17 protein-coding genes are annotated in these 18214 nt (G+C 72.7%); 13 read left to right on the top strand and 4 right to left on the bottom strand.

The window, feature by feature from the left end; translation table 11 throughout:
• Positions 1-93: 93 nt before the first annotated feature.
• A complete protein-coding gene (locus IOD16_RS01030) occupies positions 94-1977 on the bottom strand; it encodes an ABC transporter ATP-binding protein (RefSeq protein WP_123744105.1) in 1884 nt (627 codons plus the stop codon).
• A 294-nt stretch (positions 1978-2271) separates the two neighbouring features.
• On the opposite strand from IOD16_RS01030, the gene IOD16_RS01025 reads away from it, so the two are divergent.
• Positions 2272-3195 (top strand): hypothetical protein, encoded by a 924-nt coding sequence (locus IOD16_RS01025; protein WP_201438542.1) that lies wholly within the window; start codon positions 2272-2274, stop codon positions 3193-3195.
• A gap of 94 nt (positions 3196-3289) precedes the next feature.
• On the opposite strand, the gene IOD16_RS01020 is transcribed toward IOD16_RS01025, so the two are convergent.
• Positions 3290-4234, bottom strand: coding sequence for a 4-hydroxy-3-methylbut-2-enyl diphosphate reductase (locus tag IOD16_RS01020; RefSeq protein ID WP_201438541.1), 945 nt, complete (start codon positions 4232-4234; stop codon positions 3290-3292).
• Positions 4235-4298: 64 nt separating this feature from the next.
• Between IOD16_RS01020 and IOD16_RS01015 the strand changes: the two genes are divergently transcribed.
• The 8 genes from IOD16_RS01015 (at position 4299) to IOD16_RS00980 (ending at position 9938) form a co-directional block, all read left to right on the top strand.
• The gene (locus tag IOD16_RS01015) at positions 4299-4799 is read left to right on the top strand and encodes a lipid droplet-associated protein (RefSeq protein WP_201438540.1); all 501 of its coding nucleotides are present in this window, start codon (positions 4299-4301) and stop codon (positions 4797-4799) included.
• On the top strand, positions 4796-6091 hold the full coding sequence (xseA, locus tag IOD16_RS01010) for an exodeoxyribonuclease VII large subunit (protein ID WP_201438539.1): 1296 nt from the start codon (positions 4796-4798) through the stop codon (positions 6089-6091). The genes IOD16_RS01015 and xseA overlap by 4 nt, the downstream gene beginning before the upstream one ends.
• The gene (locus tag IOD16_RS01005) at positions 6048-6479 is read left to right on the top strand and encodes a sugar ABC transporter substrate-binding protein (RefSeq protein ID WP_201438538.1); all 432 of its coding nucleotides are present in this window, start codon (positions 6048-6050) and stop codon (positions 6477-6479) included. Before xseA ends, IOD16_RS01005 begins: the two co-directional genes overlap by 44 nt.
• Positions 6476-6685, top strand: coding sequence for an exodeoxyribonuclease VII small subunit (locus IOD16_RS01000; protein ID WP_123744109.1), 210 nt, complete (start codon positions 6476-6478; stop codon positions 6683-6685). Before IOD16_RS01005 ends, IOD16_RS01000 begins: the two co-directional genes overlap by 4 nt.
• Before the next feature lie 54 nt (positions 6686-6739).
• On the top strand, positions 6740-7795 hold the full coding sequence (gene glpX, locus IOD16_RS00995; protein WP_123744110.1) for a class II fructose-bisphosphatase: 1056 nt from the start codon (positions 6740-6742) through the stop codon (positions 7793-7795).
• Between the two features lie 152 nt (positions 7796-7947).
• Positions 7948-8712 carry a S1 family peptidase gene (locus tag IOD16_RS00990; RefSeq protein WP_123744111.1) on the top strand — a complete coding sequence of 255 codons (765 nt, stop codon included), beginning with the start codon at positions 7948-7950 and terminating at the stop codon, positions 8710-8712.
• A gap of 162 nt (positions 8713-8874) precedes the next feature.
• Positions 8875-9450, top strand: a complete 576-nt coding sequence (locus IOD16_RS00985; protein WP_236594669.1) for a L,D-transpeptidase — start codon at positions 8875-8877, stop codon at positions 9448-9450.
• Positions 9451-9506: 56 nt separating this feature from the next.
• The gene (locus IOD16_RS00980) at positions 9507-9938 is read left to right on the top strand and encodes a L,D-transpeptidase (RefSeq protein WP_123744112.1); all 432 of its coding nucleotides are present in this window, start codon (positions 9507-9509) and stop codon (positions 9936-9938) included.
• Here IOD16_RS00980 and IOD16_RS00975 read toward each other — a convergent pair.
• Positions 9935-10921 carry an NAD(P)/FAD-dependent oxidoreductase gene (locus tag IOD16_RS00975; RefSeq protein WP_201438536.1) on the bottom strand — a complete coding sequence of 329 codons (987 nt, stop codon included), beginning with the start codon at positions 10919-10921 and terminating at the stop codon, positions 9935-9937. The genes IOD16_RS00980 and IOD16_RS00975 overlap by 4 nt on opposite strands.
• 78 nt (positions 10922-10999) lie before the next feature.
• On the opposite strand from IOD16_RS00975, the gene IOD16_RS00970 reads away from it, so the two are divergent.
• Complete coding sequence (locus IOD16_RS00970) at positions 11000-12391, top strand: class II fumarate hydratase (protein ID WP_201438535.1); 1392 nt, start codon at positions 11000-11002, stop codon at positions 12389-12391.
• A 98-nt stretch (positions 12392-12489) separates the two neighbouring features.
• Here IOD16_RS00970 and IOD16_RS00965 read toward each other — a convergent pair whose 3' ends face one another.
• A complete protein-coding gene (locus tag IOD16_RS00965) occupies positions 12490-13404 on the bottom strand; it encodes a DMT family transporter (protein WP_201438534.1) in 915 nt (304 codons plus the stop codon).
• Between the two features lie 47 nt (positions 13405-13451).
• Between IOD16_RS00965 and pdxR the strand changes: the two genes are divergently transcribed.
• The 3 genes from pdxR to IOD16_RS00950 all read left to right on the top strand — a co-directional run bounded on the left by pdxR (position 13452) and on the right by IOD16_RS00950 (position 18147).
• Positions 13452-14819 (top strand): MocR-like pyridoxine biosynthesis transcription factor PdxR, encoded by a 1368-nt coding sequence (pdxR, locus tag IOD16_RS00960; protein WP_201438533.1) that lies wholly within the window; start codon positions 13452-13454, stop codon positions 14817-14819.
• A 52-nt stretch (positions 14820-14871) separates the two neighbouring features.
• A complete protein-coding gene (locus IOD16_RS00955) occupies positions 14872-16410 on the top strand; it encodes an ATP-dependent DNA ligase (protein ID WP_201438532.1) in 1539 nt (512 codons plus the stop codon).
• 297 nt (positions 16411-16707) lie between these two features.
• Positions 16708-18147: a GuaB1 family IMP dehydrogenase-related protein gene (locus IOD16_RS00950; RefSeq protein WP_201438531.1), complete on the top strand. Its 1440-nt coding sequence runs from the start codon at positions 16708-16710 to the stop codon at positions 18145-18147.
• The last annotated feature ends 67 nt before the right edge of the window (positions 18148-18214 follow it).

The raw sequence follows: 18214 nt of genomic DNA, 5'->3' as shown, positions 1-18214 counted from the left end.
GCGCCGCCGCCGCGAGGCAGACCCCACGACCGGGCGACGGGCGCCGGGCGGCACCCTCCACCCGCCGCCCGGTCGTGGTCCACGTCTGCCGGGCTAGGACGCGAGCAGGCCGCCCCGGTACGCCGAGGCCTGGAGCTCGAACAGCTCGAAGTAGTGCCCGCGCAACGCCATCAGCTGCTCGTGCGTGCCCTGCTCGATGATCCGGCCCTGGTCGAGCACGACGATCCGGTCGGCGTTGCGGATGTTCGCCAGCCGGTGCGTCACCAGGATCGTGGTGCGCCGCGCGGTCGCCTCCCGCAGCCCCTCGAACACCCTCGCCTCCGCCTTGGCGTCCAGCGCCGCCGTCGGCTCGTCGGCCACCAGCACCGCCGCGTCCCGGTACATGCCGCGCGCGATGCCCATCCGCTGCCACTGCCCGCCGGACAGGTCCTGCCCGTCGTTGAACTGCCGCGACAGCACGGTGTCCGGCCCGGCGGGCAGGCTCGCCAGCACCTCGTCCGCGCCCGACTTCGCCACCGCCTCCTGCCACGCCTCGTCGTCCTCGCGCTCCAGCCGGCCGACCGTCACGTTGTGCCGGGCGGTCATCGGCCACTGCGCCGGGTCCTGCGCGATCACCGCGATGGACGAGTGCACCGAGTGCGGGTCGGCCTCGGCCAGGTCGACGCCGTCCCACGCCACCGTGCCCGACGACGCCGGGTACAGGCCGGTCAGCACCTTGCCGAGGGTCGTCTTGCCCGAGCCGTTCTCCCCCACCAGCGCGACGACCTCACCCTTCGCCACGGTCAGGTTCACCTCTCGCAGCGCGGGCTTCGGCGCGCCCGGGTAGGTGAACGAGACGTCGGTGAGCGTGATGCTCTCCGGGTCCTCCGGCGCCTTGACCGGCGAGCTGCCCTGGGCCCGTTCCGCGCCCTCGACCAGCAGCTTGCGGTAGAAGTCGATGTAGAAGGAGTCCTCGTACAGCGAGTTGACCGCCCGGGTGGTCGACGCCAGCGACGAGAACCCGGTGCGCATGGCCAGCACCGCCGTGCCCGCCAACGCCAGCTCCATGCCGCCGGTGTGCAGCAGGAAGCCCAGCACGACGTAGGCGATCGCGGTGCCGACGCCGGCCAGCGAGCGCCCGGTCAGCCGCACCAGGTTCGTGCGGTGCGCCATCCGGATCTCGTCGGCCATGAGGCTGTCCGCGATGCGCCGGTGCTCGCCGAGCAGCTGTTCCTGCAACGTCAGGGCGTGCCGCTCCAGCGCGAAGTCGCGCTCGGTGGCGACCTCCTCCACCACGCCCTTGCGGGTGTTGCGGGTCACCGAGTCGAGGAAGTGCTCGTAGCGCAGCTTGGACGCCCGCGCCGACGCCCAGGCGTTCGCGAACGCGGCCAGCAGCAGCGCCGGCGCCAGCCACGGGTTGAGGAACCCGACCGTCACCACCGCCGCGACGAGCGAGATGCCGCCGGACAGCAGGTCCGCCAGGTACCGCAGGCTGCTCTCCAGCGAGCGCACGCCGCGCCGCCCGCCCTGCCGGGCCAGCTCGCGGAAGTCGGCGTCCTCGAACGCGAGGAGCTGGGCGCGCACGAGGACCGCCGTCACCTCGTCGTTCGCCTCACGGGTGACGCGGGGCCGCAGCGAGCTCTCCACCGCGGCGACCGCCGTGTCGAGCAACGCGCGGACCACGAACGACCCGACCACCACCGCCAGCGCGGGCAGCGCCTCCACCACCCGCTGCGGCGTGGGCCCGTCCCGCAGCAGCGCGGAGAACACGTCGGCCGTGGCGAGCAGCCCGAACGCGGTCACGCAGCCGGACAGCACGTGCACCACGCCGGCCAGCACGGTGAGCCGGGGCGAGGTGCGCCAGGCGAGGCGGACCACCATCGCCACCGCCGACGGCAGGCTCTTGAGGGCCTTGCCCAAGCTCACCGACGTCCCGCCACGACGACGGGCCCACTTGGGGGTGGCCACGTTCTCCACCCCGATCAGCACGGTGCTCATCGTCCCAGGAAACGCGAACTTCACCCCCGCGCCAACCACGTTCACGATCAGCGCAGCTCAACGCCGCGCACGAGCCGGGCTGTCGTACCTCCGTGCGAGGATCGCCGCGGACTCCTCGTGCGCCCGCCGGAATGGAATAAAAAATCACCGCCGGTGCGCCGCTAACGCGCGGACGACTTTTCCCGACAGGCGGGTTGACCCGGGTCGAAGCACCGCCGCCCCACCACCCGGGGGACATTTTCCGGCCTTTTCGCGCGTTTTCCGACGCGCGCAGATCGCGAATGGAGAATTCCCATGCGCACGATCACCGGCGGAGCGCGCCTCGGTGTGGCCGCCCTCGCGGCGGTGCTGGCCTCGGCGGTGCTGACCACGCCCGCCTCGGCCGCCGCGCCCCCGTTCGACCCGAGCCTGGGGCGCACGCCCTACCAGCCGGACAAGATGCTGGTCGACCCTTATGCCGGTGACGCGCGCGACCAGCGGAACCAGTACGGCTTCAACCTCACCCAGTACCGGGGCCTGGCCAATCCCGCCTATTACGAGCTGATGGACCACTACACGGTCAAGCTGTACCGCAACCGTCGCGGCCTGCCCGAGAACGACCCGAGGCTGGCGCAGGAGGAGCGGTGGCTGGAGGGCTTCGACGAGGTGCTCTCCACCATGGTCCTGGAGACCAACAAGTGGGTCGGCGGGCGCCTGGAGTACCTCGACTACGACGGCGAGCCGTACCTGACCACGCCGCGGCCGGCCAACCAGATCAGCATCACCTTCGACCCGCAGCTGACCGGCGCCGTCGGGATCGCCTACCCGGGCAGCACCCTCGACCGGCGGGGCCTGGCCCTCACCGGCGGCAACATCAGCTTCGCGCACCTGCCGCAGTGGACCGACCTGGTGGAGGACAGCCTCGACGGCGACCGGGAGGCCCGCTACCAGATCGCGCTCAAGGTGATGCACGAGTTCGGCCACCACATGGGGCTCAACCACTACTTCGCCGAGTTCCACGGCCAGTACACGCTCATGGGCGGGCGGACCGCGGACGACGTGACGAGCTGGAACCAGGTGCTCTCGCGCGGCGACAAGGCCGGGCTGCTGGCGATGGCCGGCTGGCGAGACCGGGCGAAGAAGTGCGGCGAGACCGGTGTCTGCGACCCGATCTGGTACAAGGACGACGGGGTGGCGTGGCCGCCGAACGCGCCCGACCACCGCTACGACCGGGGCTGACCGACCGGGCCTGGGCGACCGGGCCTGACCGACACCGGTCCGGGCGAAGCCGGACCGGCCGGGGTGGCGGGCACCCGCCACCCCGGCGCGCGTCCTAGCGGACCATGTCCTTGCGCAGCTCGCGCGGCAGGGCGAAGGCGATCTTCTCGTTCGCCGTGGTGATCTCCTCGACGTCGCCGTAGCCGTGCGTCGCCAGGAACTCCAGCAGCTCCATCACCAGGATGTCCGGCACCGACGCGCCCGACGTCACGCCGACCGTCGTCACGCCCTCCAACCACGCGAGGTCGACCTCGTTCGCGTAGTCGATCAGGTACGACGCCCGCGCGCCCGCCTGCAGCGCCACCTCGACCAGCCGCACCGAGTTGGACGAGTTCTTCGACCCGACCACCAGCACCAGGTCGCACTCCGGCGCCATCGTCTTCACCGCGGTCTGCCGGTTGGACGTCGCGTAGCAGATGTCGTCCGACGGGGGCTCCTGCAGGTCCGGGAACCGGTCCTGCAGCTGCCGCACCCGCACCATCGTCTCGTCCACCGACAGCGTGGTCTGCGAGAGCCAGACCACCTTGGACGGATCGCGCACCACGACCTTGTCGACGTCCTCGGCGGTGTCCACGAGCTGGATGTGCGAGGGCGCCTCGCCGTAGGTGCCCTCGACCTCCTCGTGCCCTTCGTGACCGATGAGCAGGATGTCGTAGTCCTCGCGGGCGAACCGCTTGGCCTCGTTGTGGACCTTGGTCACCAGCGGGCAGGTGGCGTCGATGGTGCGCAGCTGCCGCGAGGCGGCCTCCTCGTGCACCGCGGGCGACACGCCGTGCGCCGAGAACACCACGAGCGCGCCCTCTGGCACCTCGTCCGTCTCGTCGACGAAGATCGCGCCGCGCCGGGACAGCGTCTCCACGACGTGCTTGTTGTGGACGATCTCCTTGCGCACGTAGACCGGCGCGCCGTACTGCTCGAGCGCCTTCTCGACGGTCACGACGGCACGGTCCACACCGGCGCAGTAGCCACGCGGCTTGGCCAGGAGCACTCGCTTGTCCATGACCACCAGGGTACGGCGTGCCGGATGTAGGCATCCGACGGCCGACTGCGGCAGGCTGTAGGGCATGAAGCCACTGCCCCTGACCGTCCGCCTCGCCGCGGGACTGGCGGTCACCGCCGTCGAGCAGGCCCGGAAGCTCCCGGGGCAACTCGCGGGCCTCCCGGTCACCGTGGTCAGTGAGGCCTTGCAGCTGTCCATGCGGCTCCAGCAGCGGGTGACGGAACTCGCAATCAAGGGCGACGACGCGCTGTCCGTGCTGCGGCCCGTGGAGCAGGAGCCCGAGTGGGCGACGTTCGACGAGGACGAAGGCGGCGCGGCGCCGGCCGTCGGCGCCGACCTCGACGCCGACGACCCGTGGTCGGTGGAGGAGCAGGCCCTGGCCGCCGAGCCGCCCGCCGTGCTGCCGAACTACGACGAGCTGTCGTTGGCGCAGCTCAGGGCGCGGTTGCGCACGCTGAGCGCGGAAGACCTCGAAGAGCTGCTGGCGCACGAGCGCACCCACGCCGCCCGCCCCGAGTTCACCGGCATGCTCACCCGCCGCATCGCGAACCTCGAGAACCAGTGACCGAGGAGAAGTCCAGCCCCGAGAACCCGTGGCCGGTGCGCACGGTCGCGCGCAAGATCTTCGACTGGATCAACCGGCTCGGCGACGTGTGGGTGGAGGGCCAGGTCACCCAGCTCAGCGCGCGTCCGGGCACGGCGACGGCGTTCCTGACCCTGCGCGACCCGTCCGTGGACATGTCGATGCAGCTGACCGCGCCCGTGGGCATGGTGCGCGAGCTGCAACTGTCCGAGGGCAGCCGCGTGGTGGTGCACGGCAAGCCCAACTTCTTCCCCAACCGGGGCACGCTGAGCCTGCGCGTGGACGAGATCCGGCAGGTCGGCATCGGCGAGCTGCTGGCCCGGATCGAACGCCTGCGCAAGCTGCTCGACGCCGAGGGCCTGTTCGACCCCCGGCGCAAGCGCAGGCCGCCGTTCCTGCCGAACAAGATCGGCCTCGTCACGGGACGCGCGTCGGCCGCCGAGCGGGACGTGCTGACCAACGCGCAGGCCCGCTGGCCGGGCGCCCGGTTCCGGGTGGTCAACGTCGCGGTGCAGGGCGCCCTGGCCGTGCCGCAGATCCTCACCGCACTGTCGACTCTGGACCGCGACCCCGAGGTGGACGTCATCGTGCTGGCCCGCGGCGGCGGCAGCGTCGAGGACCTGCTGCCGTTCTCGGACGAGGCGCTGTGCCGGGCGGTGGCGCAGTGCCGCACGCCGGTGCTGTCCGCGATCGGGCACGAGCCGGACACCCCGCTGGTGGACCACGTGGCCGACCTGCGGTGCTCCACGCCGACCGACGCGGGCAAGCGGGTCGTGCCGGACGTCGCGGAGGAGGGCGAGCGGATCCGCCAGCTGCGCGACCGCAGCCGGCGCGCCCTGCACGGCTGGGTCGACCGGGAGCGCAAGCTGCTCGCGGCGCTGCGCACGCGGCCCGCGCTCGCCGACCCGCACGGCCCGCTGGACCGGCGCGCGGAGGACGTGGACCGGCTGCGCGAGCGGGCCCGGCGGGCGGTGCGCAACCGCCTCGACTCGGAGACCTCCGGTCTGACCGCGACCACGGCGCGCTTGACGACCCTCGGGCCTGCCGCCACGCTGGCGCGGGGTTACGCGGTGGTCCAACTGGTCACCCCCGACGGGGTCGACGGGGTGCTCCGCTCGACCTCCCAAGCTCCCGCGGGCACCCGGTTGAGGGTGCGCGTGGCCGACGGCGCGGTGCACGCGGCCGTCACCTCCGGAGGGGACGGCGAAGCGCCCCCCGGTGGAGACGGCGATGCGACCCGAGAAGGAGGCGGTGGTGCCGAACCCCGCACGTGAACCCACGTTCCTGCCCTTGACGGTGGCCGCCGCGGGCGAGGCCGGCGACGAAGGCGCCGGCGCCGTGCGCAGCAGCGCCGAGTCGGCCGACCAGGCCGCCGCCGACTGCTGGCTCGCCCTGGTGGCCGGTTGCACGTCGGGCAGGCAGACGTTGATCAACCGGTTACACGACCTGTCCGAGGCGACCTCCGGCTACGCCGGGACGCGGTGGTGGCTGGGCCACGGCTCGGTGCACCGCAGGCGCGTCGCCGCCGCCGAGCACCGCATCGACGACGCCGTGCGCGAGGGCGACGGCGCGGAGTTCGCCGAGGCGTTCATCGGCTACGACCAGGCGGTCGCCACCGTCGTGGTGCACGTCCAGAACCGATTGGGGAAGTTGTCCACGTGAGCGAGCCGGGCTACGAGCAGGCCAGGGACGAGTTGGTGGAGGTGGTCCGCAGGCTGGAGGCGGGAGGGCTGTCGCTGGAGGACTCGCTGGCGCTGTGGGAACGCGGCGAGGCCCTGGCGAAGACGTGCGAGCGGCAGCTCGCGGGCGCCCGGGAGCGGATCGATCAAGCACTCAGTGTGACCGAGGAGGACGTGGCCGAGGTGTGATGACGTGCGAGGATTGGTCTACCGGCCGGTAATCGCAGTCGCAGGAGGAACCTCATGGTCACAGGCAGCAGCCCGTCCGAGCGCCGTCGCGAGGCACCCGACCGGAACCTCGCGCTGGAACTCGTCCGGGTGACCGAGGCGGCCGCGATGGCCGCCGGGCGCTGGGTGGGCCGCGGCGACAAGAACGGCGGCGACGGCGCGGCGGTGGACGCCATGCGCAAGCTGATCGGCACCGTGTCCATGCGCGGCGTGGTCGTGATCGGCGAGGGCGAGAAGGACGAGGCGCCCATGCTGTTCAACGGCGAGGAGGTCGGCGACGGCAACGGCCCCGAGTGCGACGTGGCGGTCGACCCGATCGACGGCACCACGTTGATGGCCAAGGGCATGCCGAACGCCCTCGCGGTGCTCGCGGTCGCCGAGCGCGGCGCGATGTTCGACCCGTCGGCGGTGTTCTACATGGAGAAGCTCGCCACCGGACCGGAGGCGGCGGACGTCATCGACATCACCGCGCCGATCGCGGAGAACATCCGCCGGGTGGCGAAGGCCAAGCACAGCGACGTCTCCGACGTGACCGTGTGCGTCCTGGACCGGCCGCGGCACGAGTCGCTGGTCGGTGAGGTGCGCGCGGCGGGCGCCCGGATCCACTTCATCTCCGACGGTGACGTGGCGGGCGCGATCTCGGCGGCCCGGCCGAACACCGGCATCGACCTGCTGGTCGGCATCGGCGGCACGCCGGAGGGGATCATCGCGGCGGCGGCGCTGAAGTGCATGGGCGGCGCGATCCAGGCCAAGCTGTGGCCCAAGGACGACGAGGAGCGGCAGAAGGCGCTGGACGCGGGCCACGACCTGGACCGCGTGCTGCTGACCGACGACCTGGTGCGCGGCGACAACGTGTTCTTCTGCGCCACCGGCGTGACGGACGGCGACCTGGTGCGCGGCGTGCACTACCGGGCGGGCGGCTGCACGACCCAGTCGATCGTGATGCGCTCGAAGTCCGGCACGGTGCGGATGATCGACGGCTTCCACCGGCTGACCAAGCTGCGCGAGTACTCGTCGGTCGACTTCGACATCCCGGTCACCGGCCAGGACGCGCTGCCGCCGCTCCCCTAGCCGGCGGGCGCGTCCCGCGGGCCGACCGGCACCGAGCGCTGTCAACTGTGAACCGAGTGTTACCGGCCGATCGGCTGTGGTGATCACGTCGCGTTCATCCCTAGTTTCCGTTCCGTCCCCGAGCACCCTGCGCCGGGGACGGAGAGGAAGCGATGAAGGTTCGTACCCTGTTCACCGCCTTCGCGGTGGCGATCGGCGCGGCTCTCGCCTCGGCGGCCGGGGCGGCGGCGGCCCCGGCGACCGACGGCGTCACCCCGTTCATCGTGGGCGGCGGCAACGCCACGCAGACCTACTCGTGGATGGTCTCCCTGCAGAGCACCACGGGCAGCCACTTCTGCGGCGGCTCGCTGATCAAGGCCAACTGGGTCGTCACGGCCAAGCACTGCGTGCAGGGCCGGTCGGCGTCCTCGATCCGGGCCCGCATCGGCACGACCAACCGCACCAGCGGCGGCACGGTCGCGACCGGCGCGCAGATCGTGACCAACGCGTCGTACGACATCGCGCTCGTGCGCCTGTCCACCTCGGTGGGCCAGACGCCGATCGCGGTGGCGGCGTCGTCGGGCGCGGTCGGCACGGCCACCCGCATCATCGGGTGGGGCCAGACGTGCGCCCCGCGCGGCGGCTGCGGCGCGCCGACGATCCTGCAGGAGCTGAACACGTCGATCGTGTCGGACGGCAGCTGCCTGGGGATCTACGGCTCGTACGAGATCTGCACCAACAACCCGAACGGCAACGCGGGCGCCTGCTACGGCGACTCGGGCGGCCCGCAGGTCAAGTCCGTGAACGGTGTGTGGCAGCTGATCGGCGCCACCAGCCGCGCGGGCAACAACAGCTCCACCTGCGCCACTGCGCCGTCGATCTACATGGACGTGCCGGCGTTCCGCTCGTGGATCAGCCAGTACGCGGGCGCGGTCTGAGCCGCTCGGTCACGCGTTCGAAGGGCCGTCCCTCCTCCGGGTGGGGCGGCCCTTCCCGATTCGTTACCGGGACCGCTGCAACCAGGGCCTCCGGGTCGGCGTCTCCAGGGTCATACGCAGCACGATCTCTGGGGGGTGCGCGAGATGCGCAGAGCAGCACTGGTGGCAATCGCTTTGCTGGCAACGGCTTGCGGGACGTCCGAGGCTTCCGGCCCGGCCACGTCCCCGACTGGTCCTTCCTCGTCCGCTTCGGCCGCCCCGTCGGCGGAGTCCTCTTCGTCCTCCGCCGCCGCCCCGTCCACTCCGGCCGCCGAGCCGACGGCGGAGACCACCGCGACCCCGGACCCGCAGCCCGCGCCGCCGCCACCGCCGGTCACCGTGACCGGCACGCCGTGCGACATCACCGAGGGCGCGTGCGTGCGGCTGTCGACCAACGAGTCGTGGCTGATCAGCGAGGGCAAGGTCAGCTACGGTCCGGTGCCGACCACGTCCGGGCGGCCCGGCTACGAGACGCCCGTCGGCTACCACTCGGTGCTGTGGAAGGTCGAACTGGACTACAGCCGCGACTTCGGCATGGCCGAGATGCCGTACTCGACGTACTTCGTCAGCAACGGCATCGCGTTCCACGAGGGCAGCCTCACGGACGAGTCCCACGGCTGCATCCACCTGGCCCGCGAAGCCGCGGCGAAGTACTTCCACACCCTCCGGGTGGGTGACCAGGTCCAGGTGGTTGCGTAACAGGGTGTGTCGGATCACTCCTTGGTGGGTAATCCTGACACCGAGGAGTGATAGCGATGAGGAAGACGCTCGGCACGACGGCGATAGCCGCGGCGGCCCTGACCTTCGGCCTCGCGACTCCCGCTTCCGCGGCGACCGGCACACCGTGCTCCGTGCAGAACGGCGCGTGCGTGCGACTGTCCACCAACCAGGCATGGCTGATCTACGACGGGAACGCCAGCTACGGCCCCGTCCCGGTGTCCCACGGGATGCCGGGCCACGAGACCCCGCCCGGCACCTATCCCGTGCTGCGCAAGGTGAAGGACGACTGGAGCGTGCCCTACAACGGGCCGATGCCGAACGCGGTGTACTTCACCACGAACGGCATCGCGTTCCACCAGGGTGACACGAACACGCAGTCGCACGGCTGCGTCCGCCTGGGCCCGCAGGAGTCGCTGGTGTTCTACGACAACCTGTTCCCCGGCGAGCAAGTGCAGGTGGTGCCCTAAGTCGCGTTGCTGGAGTGGCCCGGGAACAGGTGTGCTTCCGGGTTGAGCAGCACGGCGATGTTGTTGACCGCGGTGGCGGCCTCGCCGAACCCGGTGGCGATCAGCTTGACCTTGCCGGGGTAGTGGGCGACGTCGCCCGCCGCGTAGACGCGATCCCGGGCGGTGCGCATGGTGGTGTCCACCAGCACCGCCCGGTGGTCCAGCTCCAGGCCCCACGACTCGATCGGGCCGAGGTCGGCGGTGAACCCGAGGGCCGCGACGACGGCCTGCGCGGGCAGCACCTTGCGGTCGCCGCCCTTGAGCCCCAGCTCCACCTCGGTCAGCCCCTCGTCACCGCGCAGTTCGAGCACCTCGGCGTCGGTGATGATCTCCACGCCCAGCTCGCGGACCTGCCGCACGGTCGGCGGGTGCGCCCGGAACGTGGCCCGGCGGTGCACGAGCGTGACGCTGGCCGCGATCGGGTGCAGCGCCAGCGCCCAGTCGAACGCCGAGTCGCCGCCGCCGACGACCACCACGTCCTGCCCGGTGTGCACGTTGAGCTTGGGCACGAAGTGCACCATGCCCCGGTCCAGCCAGCCGTCGCCGGCGGGCAGCGGGCGCGGCCGGAACTCGCCGATGCCCGCCGTGATCAGCACCGCGCCGGCGCGCACCACGCCGCCGTCGGCCAGCCCGACCTCCAACCGCCCGCCACCGGCCGGACCATCCACAGTGGACAGGGTCCGGGCCTGGCGGCCGAGCAGGTACGTCGGCTGCCACTGGTCGGCCTGCTGCACGAGCGCGGTCACCAGCTCGCGCCCGCGCACCGCCGGGAACCCGGCCACGTCGAAGATCATCTTCTCCGGGTACATCGCGGTGATCTGGCCGCCCGCCTCGGGCAGCGCGTCGACCAGCGCGACCGACAGGTCCCGGAACCCCGCGTAGTACGCCGCGAACAGCCCGGTGGGGCCGGCACCGACGATCAGCAGGTCGACCTCAAGCTCCATCCCTCGACCATAGGTGTTCCAGGCCACTCTTCCCACCTTCTCGGGCCGAACACGGCAAGGCGCGACAAACTCGGGTGCATGGCTGAACAGGAGTACCGCGTCGAGCACGACACCATGGGCGAGGTCAGGGTGCCGGCGGACGCGCTGTGGCGTGCGCAGACGCAGCGCGCGGTGGAGAACTTCCCGATCTCCGGGCGCGGCTTGGAGCGCGCCCAGATCCGCGCGCTGGGCCTGCTCAAGGCCGCCGCCGCGCGGGTGAACGAGCGGTTGGGGGTGCTGGAACCCGAAGTCGCGGCGGCCATCGCCGCCGCCGCCGACGCCGTCGCGGCGGGCGAGCACGACGGGCACTTCCCGGTGGACGTGTTCCAGACCGGCTCCGGCACGTCGTCGAACATGAACGCCAACGAGGTGATCGCCACCCTCGCGACCCGCGCGCTGGGCCGTGACGTGCACCCGAACGACCACGTCAACGCCTCGCAGTCGTCCAACGACACGTTCCCGACCACGCTGCGGGTCGCGGCGACGGAGGCGGTGGCGCGGGACGTCGTGCCGGCCCTGGAGCACCTGCTCTCGGTGCTGGACGCCCGTGCCGCCGACTGGACGTCGTTGGTGAAGTCGGGCCGGACGCACCTGATGGACGCCGTGCCGATCACCCTGGGCCAGGAGGCGGGCGCCTGGGCGACCCAGGTCCGCTACGGCGTCGAGCGCCTCACCTCGTCGCTGCCCCGGTTGGCCGAGCTGCCGATCGGCGGCACGGCGGTGGGCAGCGGCCTGAACGCGCCCGCCGGGTTCGGCGCGGCCGTCGCCGCCGAGCTGGCCTCGGTCACCGGCCTGCCGCTGACCGAGGCCCGCGACCACTTCGAGGCGCAGGCCACGCAGGACGGCGTGGTGGAGATCTCCGGGCAGCTGCGGGCCACCGCCGTGGGGCTCTACAAGATCGCGAACGACCTGCGGTGGCTGGGTTCGGGACCGCGCACCGGCTTGGGCGAGCTGGCGCTGCCGGACCTCCAGCCGGGTTCGTCGATCATGCCGGGCAAGGTGAACCCGGTGATCTCCGAGGCCACGATGATGGTGGTCGCGCAGGTCATCGGCAACGACGCGGCGGTGGCGTTCGCCGGGTCGCAGGGCAACTTCCAGCTGAACGTGATGCTGCCCGTGATCGCCCGCAACGTCCTGGAGTCGTCCCGCCTGCTGGCGGCCGTGGCCCGGCTGCTCGCCGACAAGGTCCTGACCGGCGCCGAACCGCAGATCGACCGGATGCGCGAGTACGCCGAGTCGTCGCCGTCCATCGTGACCCCCCTCAACCGCTACCTGGGCTACGAGGAGGCCGCTTCCATCGCCAAGCAGTCCCTGCGCGAGCGCAAGACCATCCGCGAGGTCGTCCTGGAACGCGGTCACGTCCCGTCGAAGCTCTCCGAGTCCGACCTGGACCGCGCCCTGGACGTCCTGCGCATGGCCAACCCCCACTGACCCCGGGAGCCCGACCTCCAGCCCGCGCGTGTCCTACGTCCGGAACGCGCGTGTCCTACGTCCGGAACACGCGTGTCCTACGTCCGGAACACCCGAGTTCAACGCTCGGAACGCGCGACCTGGACCTTCGGCTCGGCCAGGGGCGGGCGGTCGACGTCGGCCGCCCGCCCCCGCAGCCCGATCACGCACCCCACCGCCACCGCGACCGCCCCGGCCGACGCCACCGCGGTCAACGCCTGCGCGCCCAGCGCCACCGACGCCACCAGCCCGGCCACCGGCATCAACCCGATCAGCACCCCGGCCCGGTCCGCGCCCAACCGCGCCACCGCGAAGTACCAGAGCCCGAACGCCACCGCCGTCAGCACGACCCCCAGCACCACCAGCGCCACGCCCTCGCGCGCCGTCGGCGCCTGCCACCCGCCGACGAACGTCCCCGCCACCCCACCGGCCGCGGCCGCGACCAGGCAGCACCACGTCGCCACCGCCAACCCGCCCAGCCGCCGCACCACCCCCACCGCGAACAGCGTGAACGACGCCTCGCCCGCCATCGTCAGCAACGCCAGCAGCAGTCCCGGCCCGTGCCACGACCCGCCGCCCGACAGCACCACCACCCCGCCGACCACGGCCACCGCGCCGGCCACCGCCGCACCGGCCGGTCTGCGCCCCGCCAGCAGCGGCGCCACCAGCGCCAGCACCAGCGGGCTCGCCCCGAGCACCGCCGCGACGAACCCCGGCTCGGCGTACCGCTGCGCGTACAGCACGCACGCGTTGAACCCGAGCATCCCGGTCGCCACCAGCCCGACCAGCGCCGGCCAGTCCCGCCGCGCCGGCAGGGGCAGCCGCCCTCCCCGCGCCCGGATCCACGCGAGCAGCACCACCCCGCCCAGCGCGTACCGCATCGCCTGCCCCGTGAGCAGCGGATACGCCTGGAGCATGCCCGTCACGGGCACGGACGCGCCCACGATCACCGACGACAACGCACCCGCCGCGATCGCGGTTCTGCCGTTTCTCATGGTCAGGACTCTCCGCCACCAGTGGTCCAGGATTAAGCTCCACTTCGATGCCTGCCAACTGGACCACTTATCGTGAACTGCTCCTCGCGCCGAAGAGCGGCAGGCGCGCGGTGGAGGCCGAGCTGCGCCGCGCGGTGCGGGACGGGCGGCTCGCGCCGGGCACCCGCCTGCCGTCGAGCCGCGACCTGGCCGCCCAGCTCGGCGTCGCCCGCGGCACGGTCACGTCCGCGTACGCGCAGCTCGTCGGCGAGGGCTACCTGACCGCGCGGCACGGCTCCGGCACCACCGTGTCGACCACCTTCACCTGGCCGGCCGCCGCCGCCGAGGCCGAGCCCGCGCCGAAGTTCCGGTACGACCTGAAGCCGGGCGTGCCCGCGTTGAGCGCGTTCCCGCGTGACGAGTGGTCGCAGGCGCAGAAGTCGGCGCTGGCCGACCTGTCCACCGACGACCTCGGCTACCCCGACCCGGCCGGGTTCGCGCCGCTGCGGCGCGAGCTGGCGGACTACCTGGGCCGGGTGCGCGCGGTGGCGGCGCGACTGTCCGAAGTGGTCGTGACGAACGGCGCGGCGGAGGGGATCTCGTTGCTGGGCCGGGTGCTGCACGCGGCCGGGCACCGCAGCGTGGCGGTCGAGGAGCCGAGCCACTTCGGCGCGTCGGAGATGCTGGCGTCGCACGGCCTCGCGATCCGGCCGGTCCCCGTCGACGCGGACGGGCTGCGCGTCGACGAGCTGGCCGCGACGGACTGCCGGGCGGTGTTCGTCACCGCGGCGCACCAGTTCCCGTTGGGCGTCGTGCTGCACCCGGAACGTCGGCGCGCGCTGTTGGAGTGGGCGCGCGCGTGCGACGGGGTGGTGGTGGAGGACGACTACGACGCCGAGCACCGCTACGACCGGCCGGCGCTGGGCGCGATGCAGGCGCTCGACCCGACGCGGGTGGTGTACCAGGGCAGTGCGAGCAAGGTGCTCGCGCCCGCGTTGCGGCTGGGGTGGCTGGTGCTGCCGCCCGCGTTGCGCGACGTCGTGGTGGACCGCAAGCGGTTGGACGACCTCGGCACGGGGACGTTGCACCAGGCGGCGTTCGCCCGGCTGCTCGGCGGCGGCGGGTACGACCGGCACCTGCGGCGCACGCGTCAGCTGTACCGGGCGCGGCGGGACGCGCTGCTCGGGGCGCTGCGGGCCGAGCTGCCGGAGTGGGAGCCGATCGGGGTGGCCGCCGGGCTGCACCTGGTCGTGCGGCTGCCCGCCGGGACGGACGACGTGGCGGTGCAGGAGCGGCTGGCGCGGCGCGGGGTGAACGCGCCGGCGCTGGCCCGGTACGCGCGCACGCCGACGTTCCCCGGGCTGGTGCTCGGGTACGCGGCGTTGACGCCGGACCGGCTGCGCGAGGCCGTCGGGGAGTTGCGCGCCGCGGGGTGACCCGGTGTCGGCTGAGCCGGTTCTTGTCGGTGGTCGGGTGCACCATGGTCGCGTGTTGTTCACCGAAGTCGTCGAGACGTCCGCCGCGGTGGCCGCGACGCGCTCCCGCCTGGCCAAGGTCGCCGCCCTGGCCGGGCTGGTGCGCCGGATGAGCACGCCCGCGGTGGTGTCGTTCCTGGTCGGCGTGCCCAGCCAGGGCCGGGTCGGCGCGGGCTGGCGCACCGTGTTCGACCTGGACGTCCCGCCCGCCGCGGAGCCCTCGCTGACGGTGTCCGACGTGGACGAGGCGCTGGGGTCGTTCGCGTCGATCGGCGGCAGGGGTTCGGCCGCCCGCCGGGCGGAGGCGCTGACCTCGCTGTTCGGCAGGGCCACCGCCGCCGAGCAGGACTTCCTGCGCCGGCTGCTGACCGGTGAGCTGCGCCAAGGCGCACTCGAAGGGGTGATGGTGGACGCGATCGCGCGGGCCGCCGACGTGCCCGGCGAGGTGGTGCGGCGGGCGTTCATGCTGTCGGGGTCGCTGCCGGGGACCGCGGTGGCGGCGATGAGCGGCGAGGGCGCGTCGGCGGCGCTGGCCGCGTTCCGGCTGGAGGTGGGGCGGCCGGTGCGGCCGATGCTGGCGTCACCGGCCGAGTCGCTGTCCTCGGCGCTGGCGGAGCTGGGGTCGTGCGTGGTGGAGCACAAGCTGGACGGCGCGCGGATCCAGGTGCACCGGTCGGGTGAGGAGGTGCGGGTCTTCACGCGGACGTTGCGCGAGATCACCGCCACCGTGCCGGAGCTGGTGGAGCTGGTGCGGGCCTTGCCGTGCACGTCGGTGGTGCTCGACGGCGAGACCTTGGCCCTGACCGACGACGGCAAACCCCGGCCGTTCCAGGAGACGATGAGCCGGTTCGGGGCGCAGGACGTCCGGGAGCTGCTGCTGAGCCCGTTCTTCTTCGACTGCCTGCACCTGGACGGCGTGGACCTGCTGGACGAGCCGCTGTCGGCGCGGCTGGACGCGCTGCGGCGGGTGGCGGGGCCGCACGTGATCCCGGGGGTGGTGTCGCCCTCCTCGGAGGAGGAGGCGACGCGGGTGCTGGACGAGGCGCTGGCCGGTGGGCACGAGGGCGTGATGGTGAAGTCGCTCGAGTCGGTCTACGCGGCGGGCCGGCGCGGGCGGGCGTGGCAGAAGGTGAAGCCCGTGCACACGCTCGACCTGGTGGTGCTCGGGGTGGAGTGGGGCAGCGGCCGGCGGCGGGGGCTGCTGTCGAACCTGCACCTGGGCGCGCGTGATCCCGACGGCGGCGCGCCGATCATGGTCGGCAAGACGTTCAAGGGGCTGACGGACGAGTTGCTGGCGTGGCAGACGCGTGAGTTGATGGCGATCGCGACGGAGAAGACCGACTGGGCGGTGGTGGTGAGGCCGGAGATGGTGATCGAGATCGAGCTGGACGGGGTCCAGGTCAGTCCCCGGTACCCGGGCGGCGTGGCCCTGCGCTTCGCCCGCGTGCTCCGCTACCGACCGGACAAGGACGCGGGCGAGGCCGACACGATCGACGCCGTCCGCTCCCTGCTGCCCCAGCGTGCAGCCACCCCACCAGACACGATCGGGTGATCATGGCCCCACAATGTACGGAAACACTGTTACCGCCCCTCGGTTGAAACGAGGAGGAAACCAACCAACCCGGCCCACGCCGCAACCACCGCCACCCATCCACTCGGCCACCCGCCGCCGCCCGGGCCACTGGCGTCGCCTTGGCGGGGATCGGCCACCGACACCAGGCGGCGTGACCGGCCGGGCCGCAGGAGTGCGGGCTTGGAGGAAGCTACAACCGCAGACCCCGTACCGGAGGCTCCGCTGGTACGGACAACCAGGGCGAAGTGGCCCCGACGCGAGTATCGTCAAGTTCTCGTGCGGTTCATCGAAGGGCATCGGCCCAGCTACGACCTGACCTACGACGACATCTTCCTCGTGCCCGGCCGATCGGCCGTGGACTCGAGGTTCGGTGTCGACCTGTCGACCTCCGACGGAACGGGGGCGACGATCCCGATCGTGGTCGCGAACATGACCGCGGTGGCGGGACGGCGGATGGCGGAAACCGTGGCGCGACGCGGCGGGCTGGTGGTCCTCCCGCAGGACGTGGCGCCGGAAGCGGTCGCGGAGATCGTCCAGTGGGTCAAGGCACGGCACACCGTGTGGGACACCCCGCTGACGTTGCACCCCGGCGACTCGGTCGCCGACGCGGTCAACCTCCTGCACAAGCGCGCGCACGGGGCGGTGGTCGTGATCGACGACGACGGCCGGCCCACGGGGGTCGTGGACGAGGCGGCGTGCGCGGGCGTCGACCGCTTCACCCGGTTGCACGACGTGGCCGACGAGCGCATCGTCACCCTTCCGTTGGACACCCCTCCGCGTGAAGTTTTCGACCGGCTGCACGGCGGCACCCAGCGGATCGCGCTCGGGGTCGACGCCGACGGCCGCCTCCGCGGCGTGATGACCAGCCTGGGCGCCCTGCGCGCCGACGTCTACCAACCCGCCCTCGACGACGCGGACAGGCTTCGCGTCGCCGCCGCCATCGGGGTGAACGGCGACGTCACCGCGAAGGCCGAGCAGCTCCTCCAAGCCGGTGTCGACACCCTCGTCGTCGACACCGCCCACGGCCACCAGGAGAAGATGCTCGCCGCCCTCAAGGCCGTCCGCGAGGCGCGCCCGGCCGTCCCGGTCGTGGCCGGCAACGTGGTCACCGCCGAAGGCGTCCGCGACCTGGTGGAAGCGGGCGCGGACATCATCAAGGTCGGTGTCGGCCCGGGCGCGATGTGCACCACCCGGATGATGACCGGCGTCGGCCGCCCGCAGTTCTCCGCCGTGGCCGAGTGCGCCGCCGAGGCCCGCAGGCTCGGCAGGCACGTCTGGGCCGACGGCGGCGTCCGCCACCCGCGCGACGTCGCCCTCGCCCTCGCCGCCGGCGCGTCCAGCGTCATGATCGGCTCCTGGTTCGCGGGCACCTACGAGTCGCCCGGCGACCTGCAGCGCGACGAGCAGGGCCGCCTCTACAAGGAGTCGTTCGGCATGGCGTCCAAGCGCGCCGTGTCCGCCCGCACCCGCACCGACAACGCGTTCGACCGCGCCAGGAAGGGCCTGTTCGAGGAGGGCATCTCCACCTCGCGCATGCGCCTGGACCCGAACAGCCCCGGCGTGGAGGACCTGCTGGACGCCATCACGGCGGGCGTGCGCAGCTCCTGCACCTACGCCGGCGCCCAGACCCTGGAGGAGTTCCACGCCAGGGCGACCCTCGGCGTGCAGAGCGCGGCCGGGTTCGCCGAAGGCCGCCCGCTCCCCTCGGGCTGGTGAGCACACCCGCCCCGCTTCACCTGATCGGGTCGACGAGCTGACCACCAGGGCCGTGCCGGACGTCGGC

It is taken from the genome of Saccharothrix sp. 6-C (assembly GCF_016695385.1).
GTDB lineage: Bacteria > Actinomycetota > Actinomycetes > Mycobacteriales > Pseudonocardiaceae > Actinosynnema > Actinosynnema texasense.
Note: the sequence above shows the minus strand (reverse complement) of the source record. Positions and strands in the feature narration are given on the sequence as shown.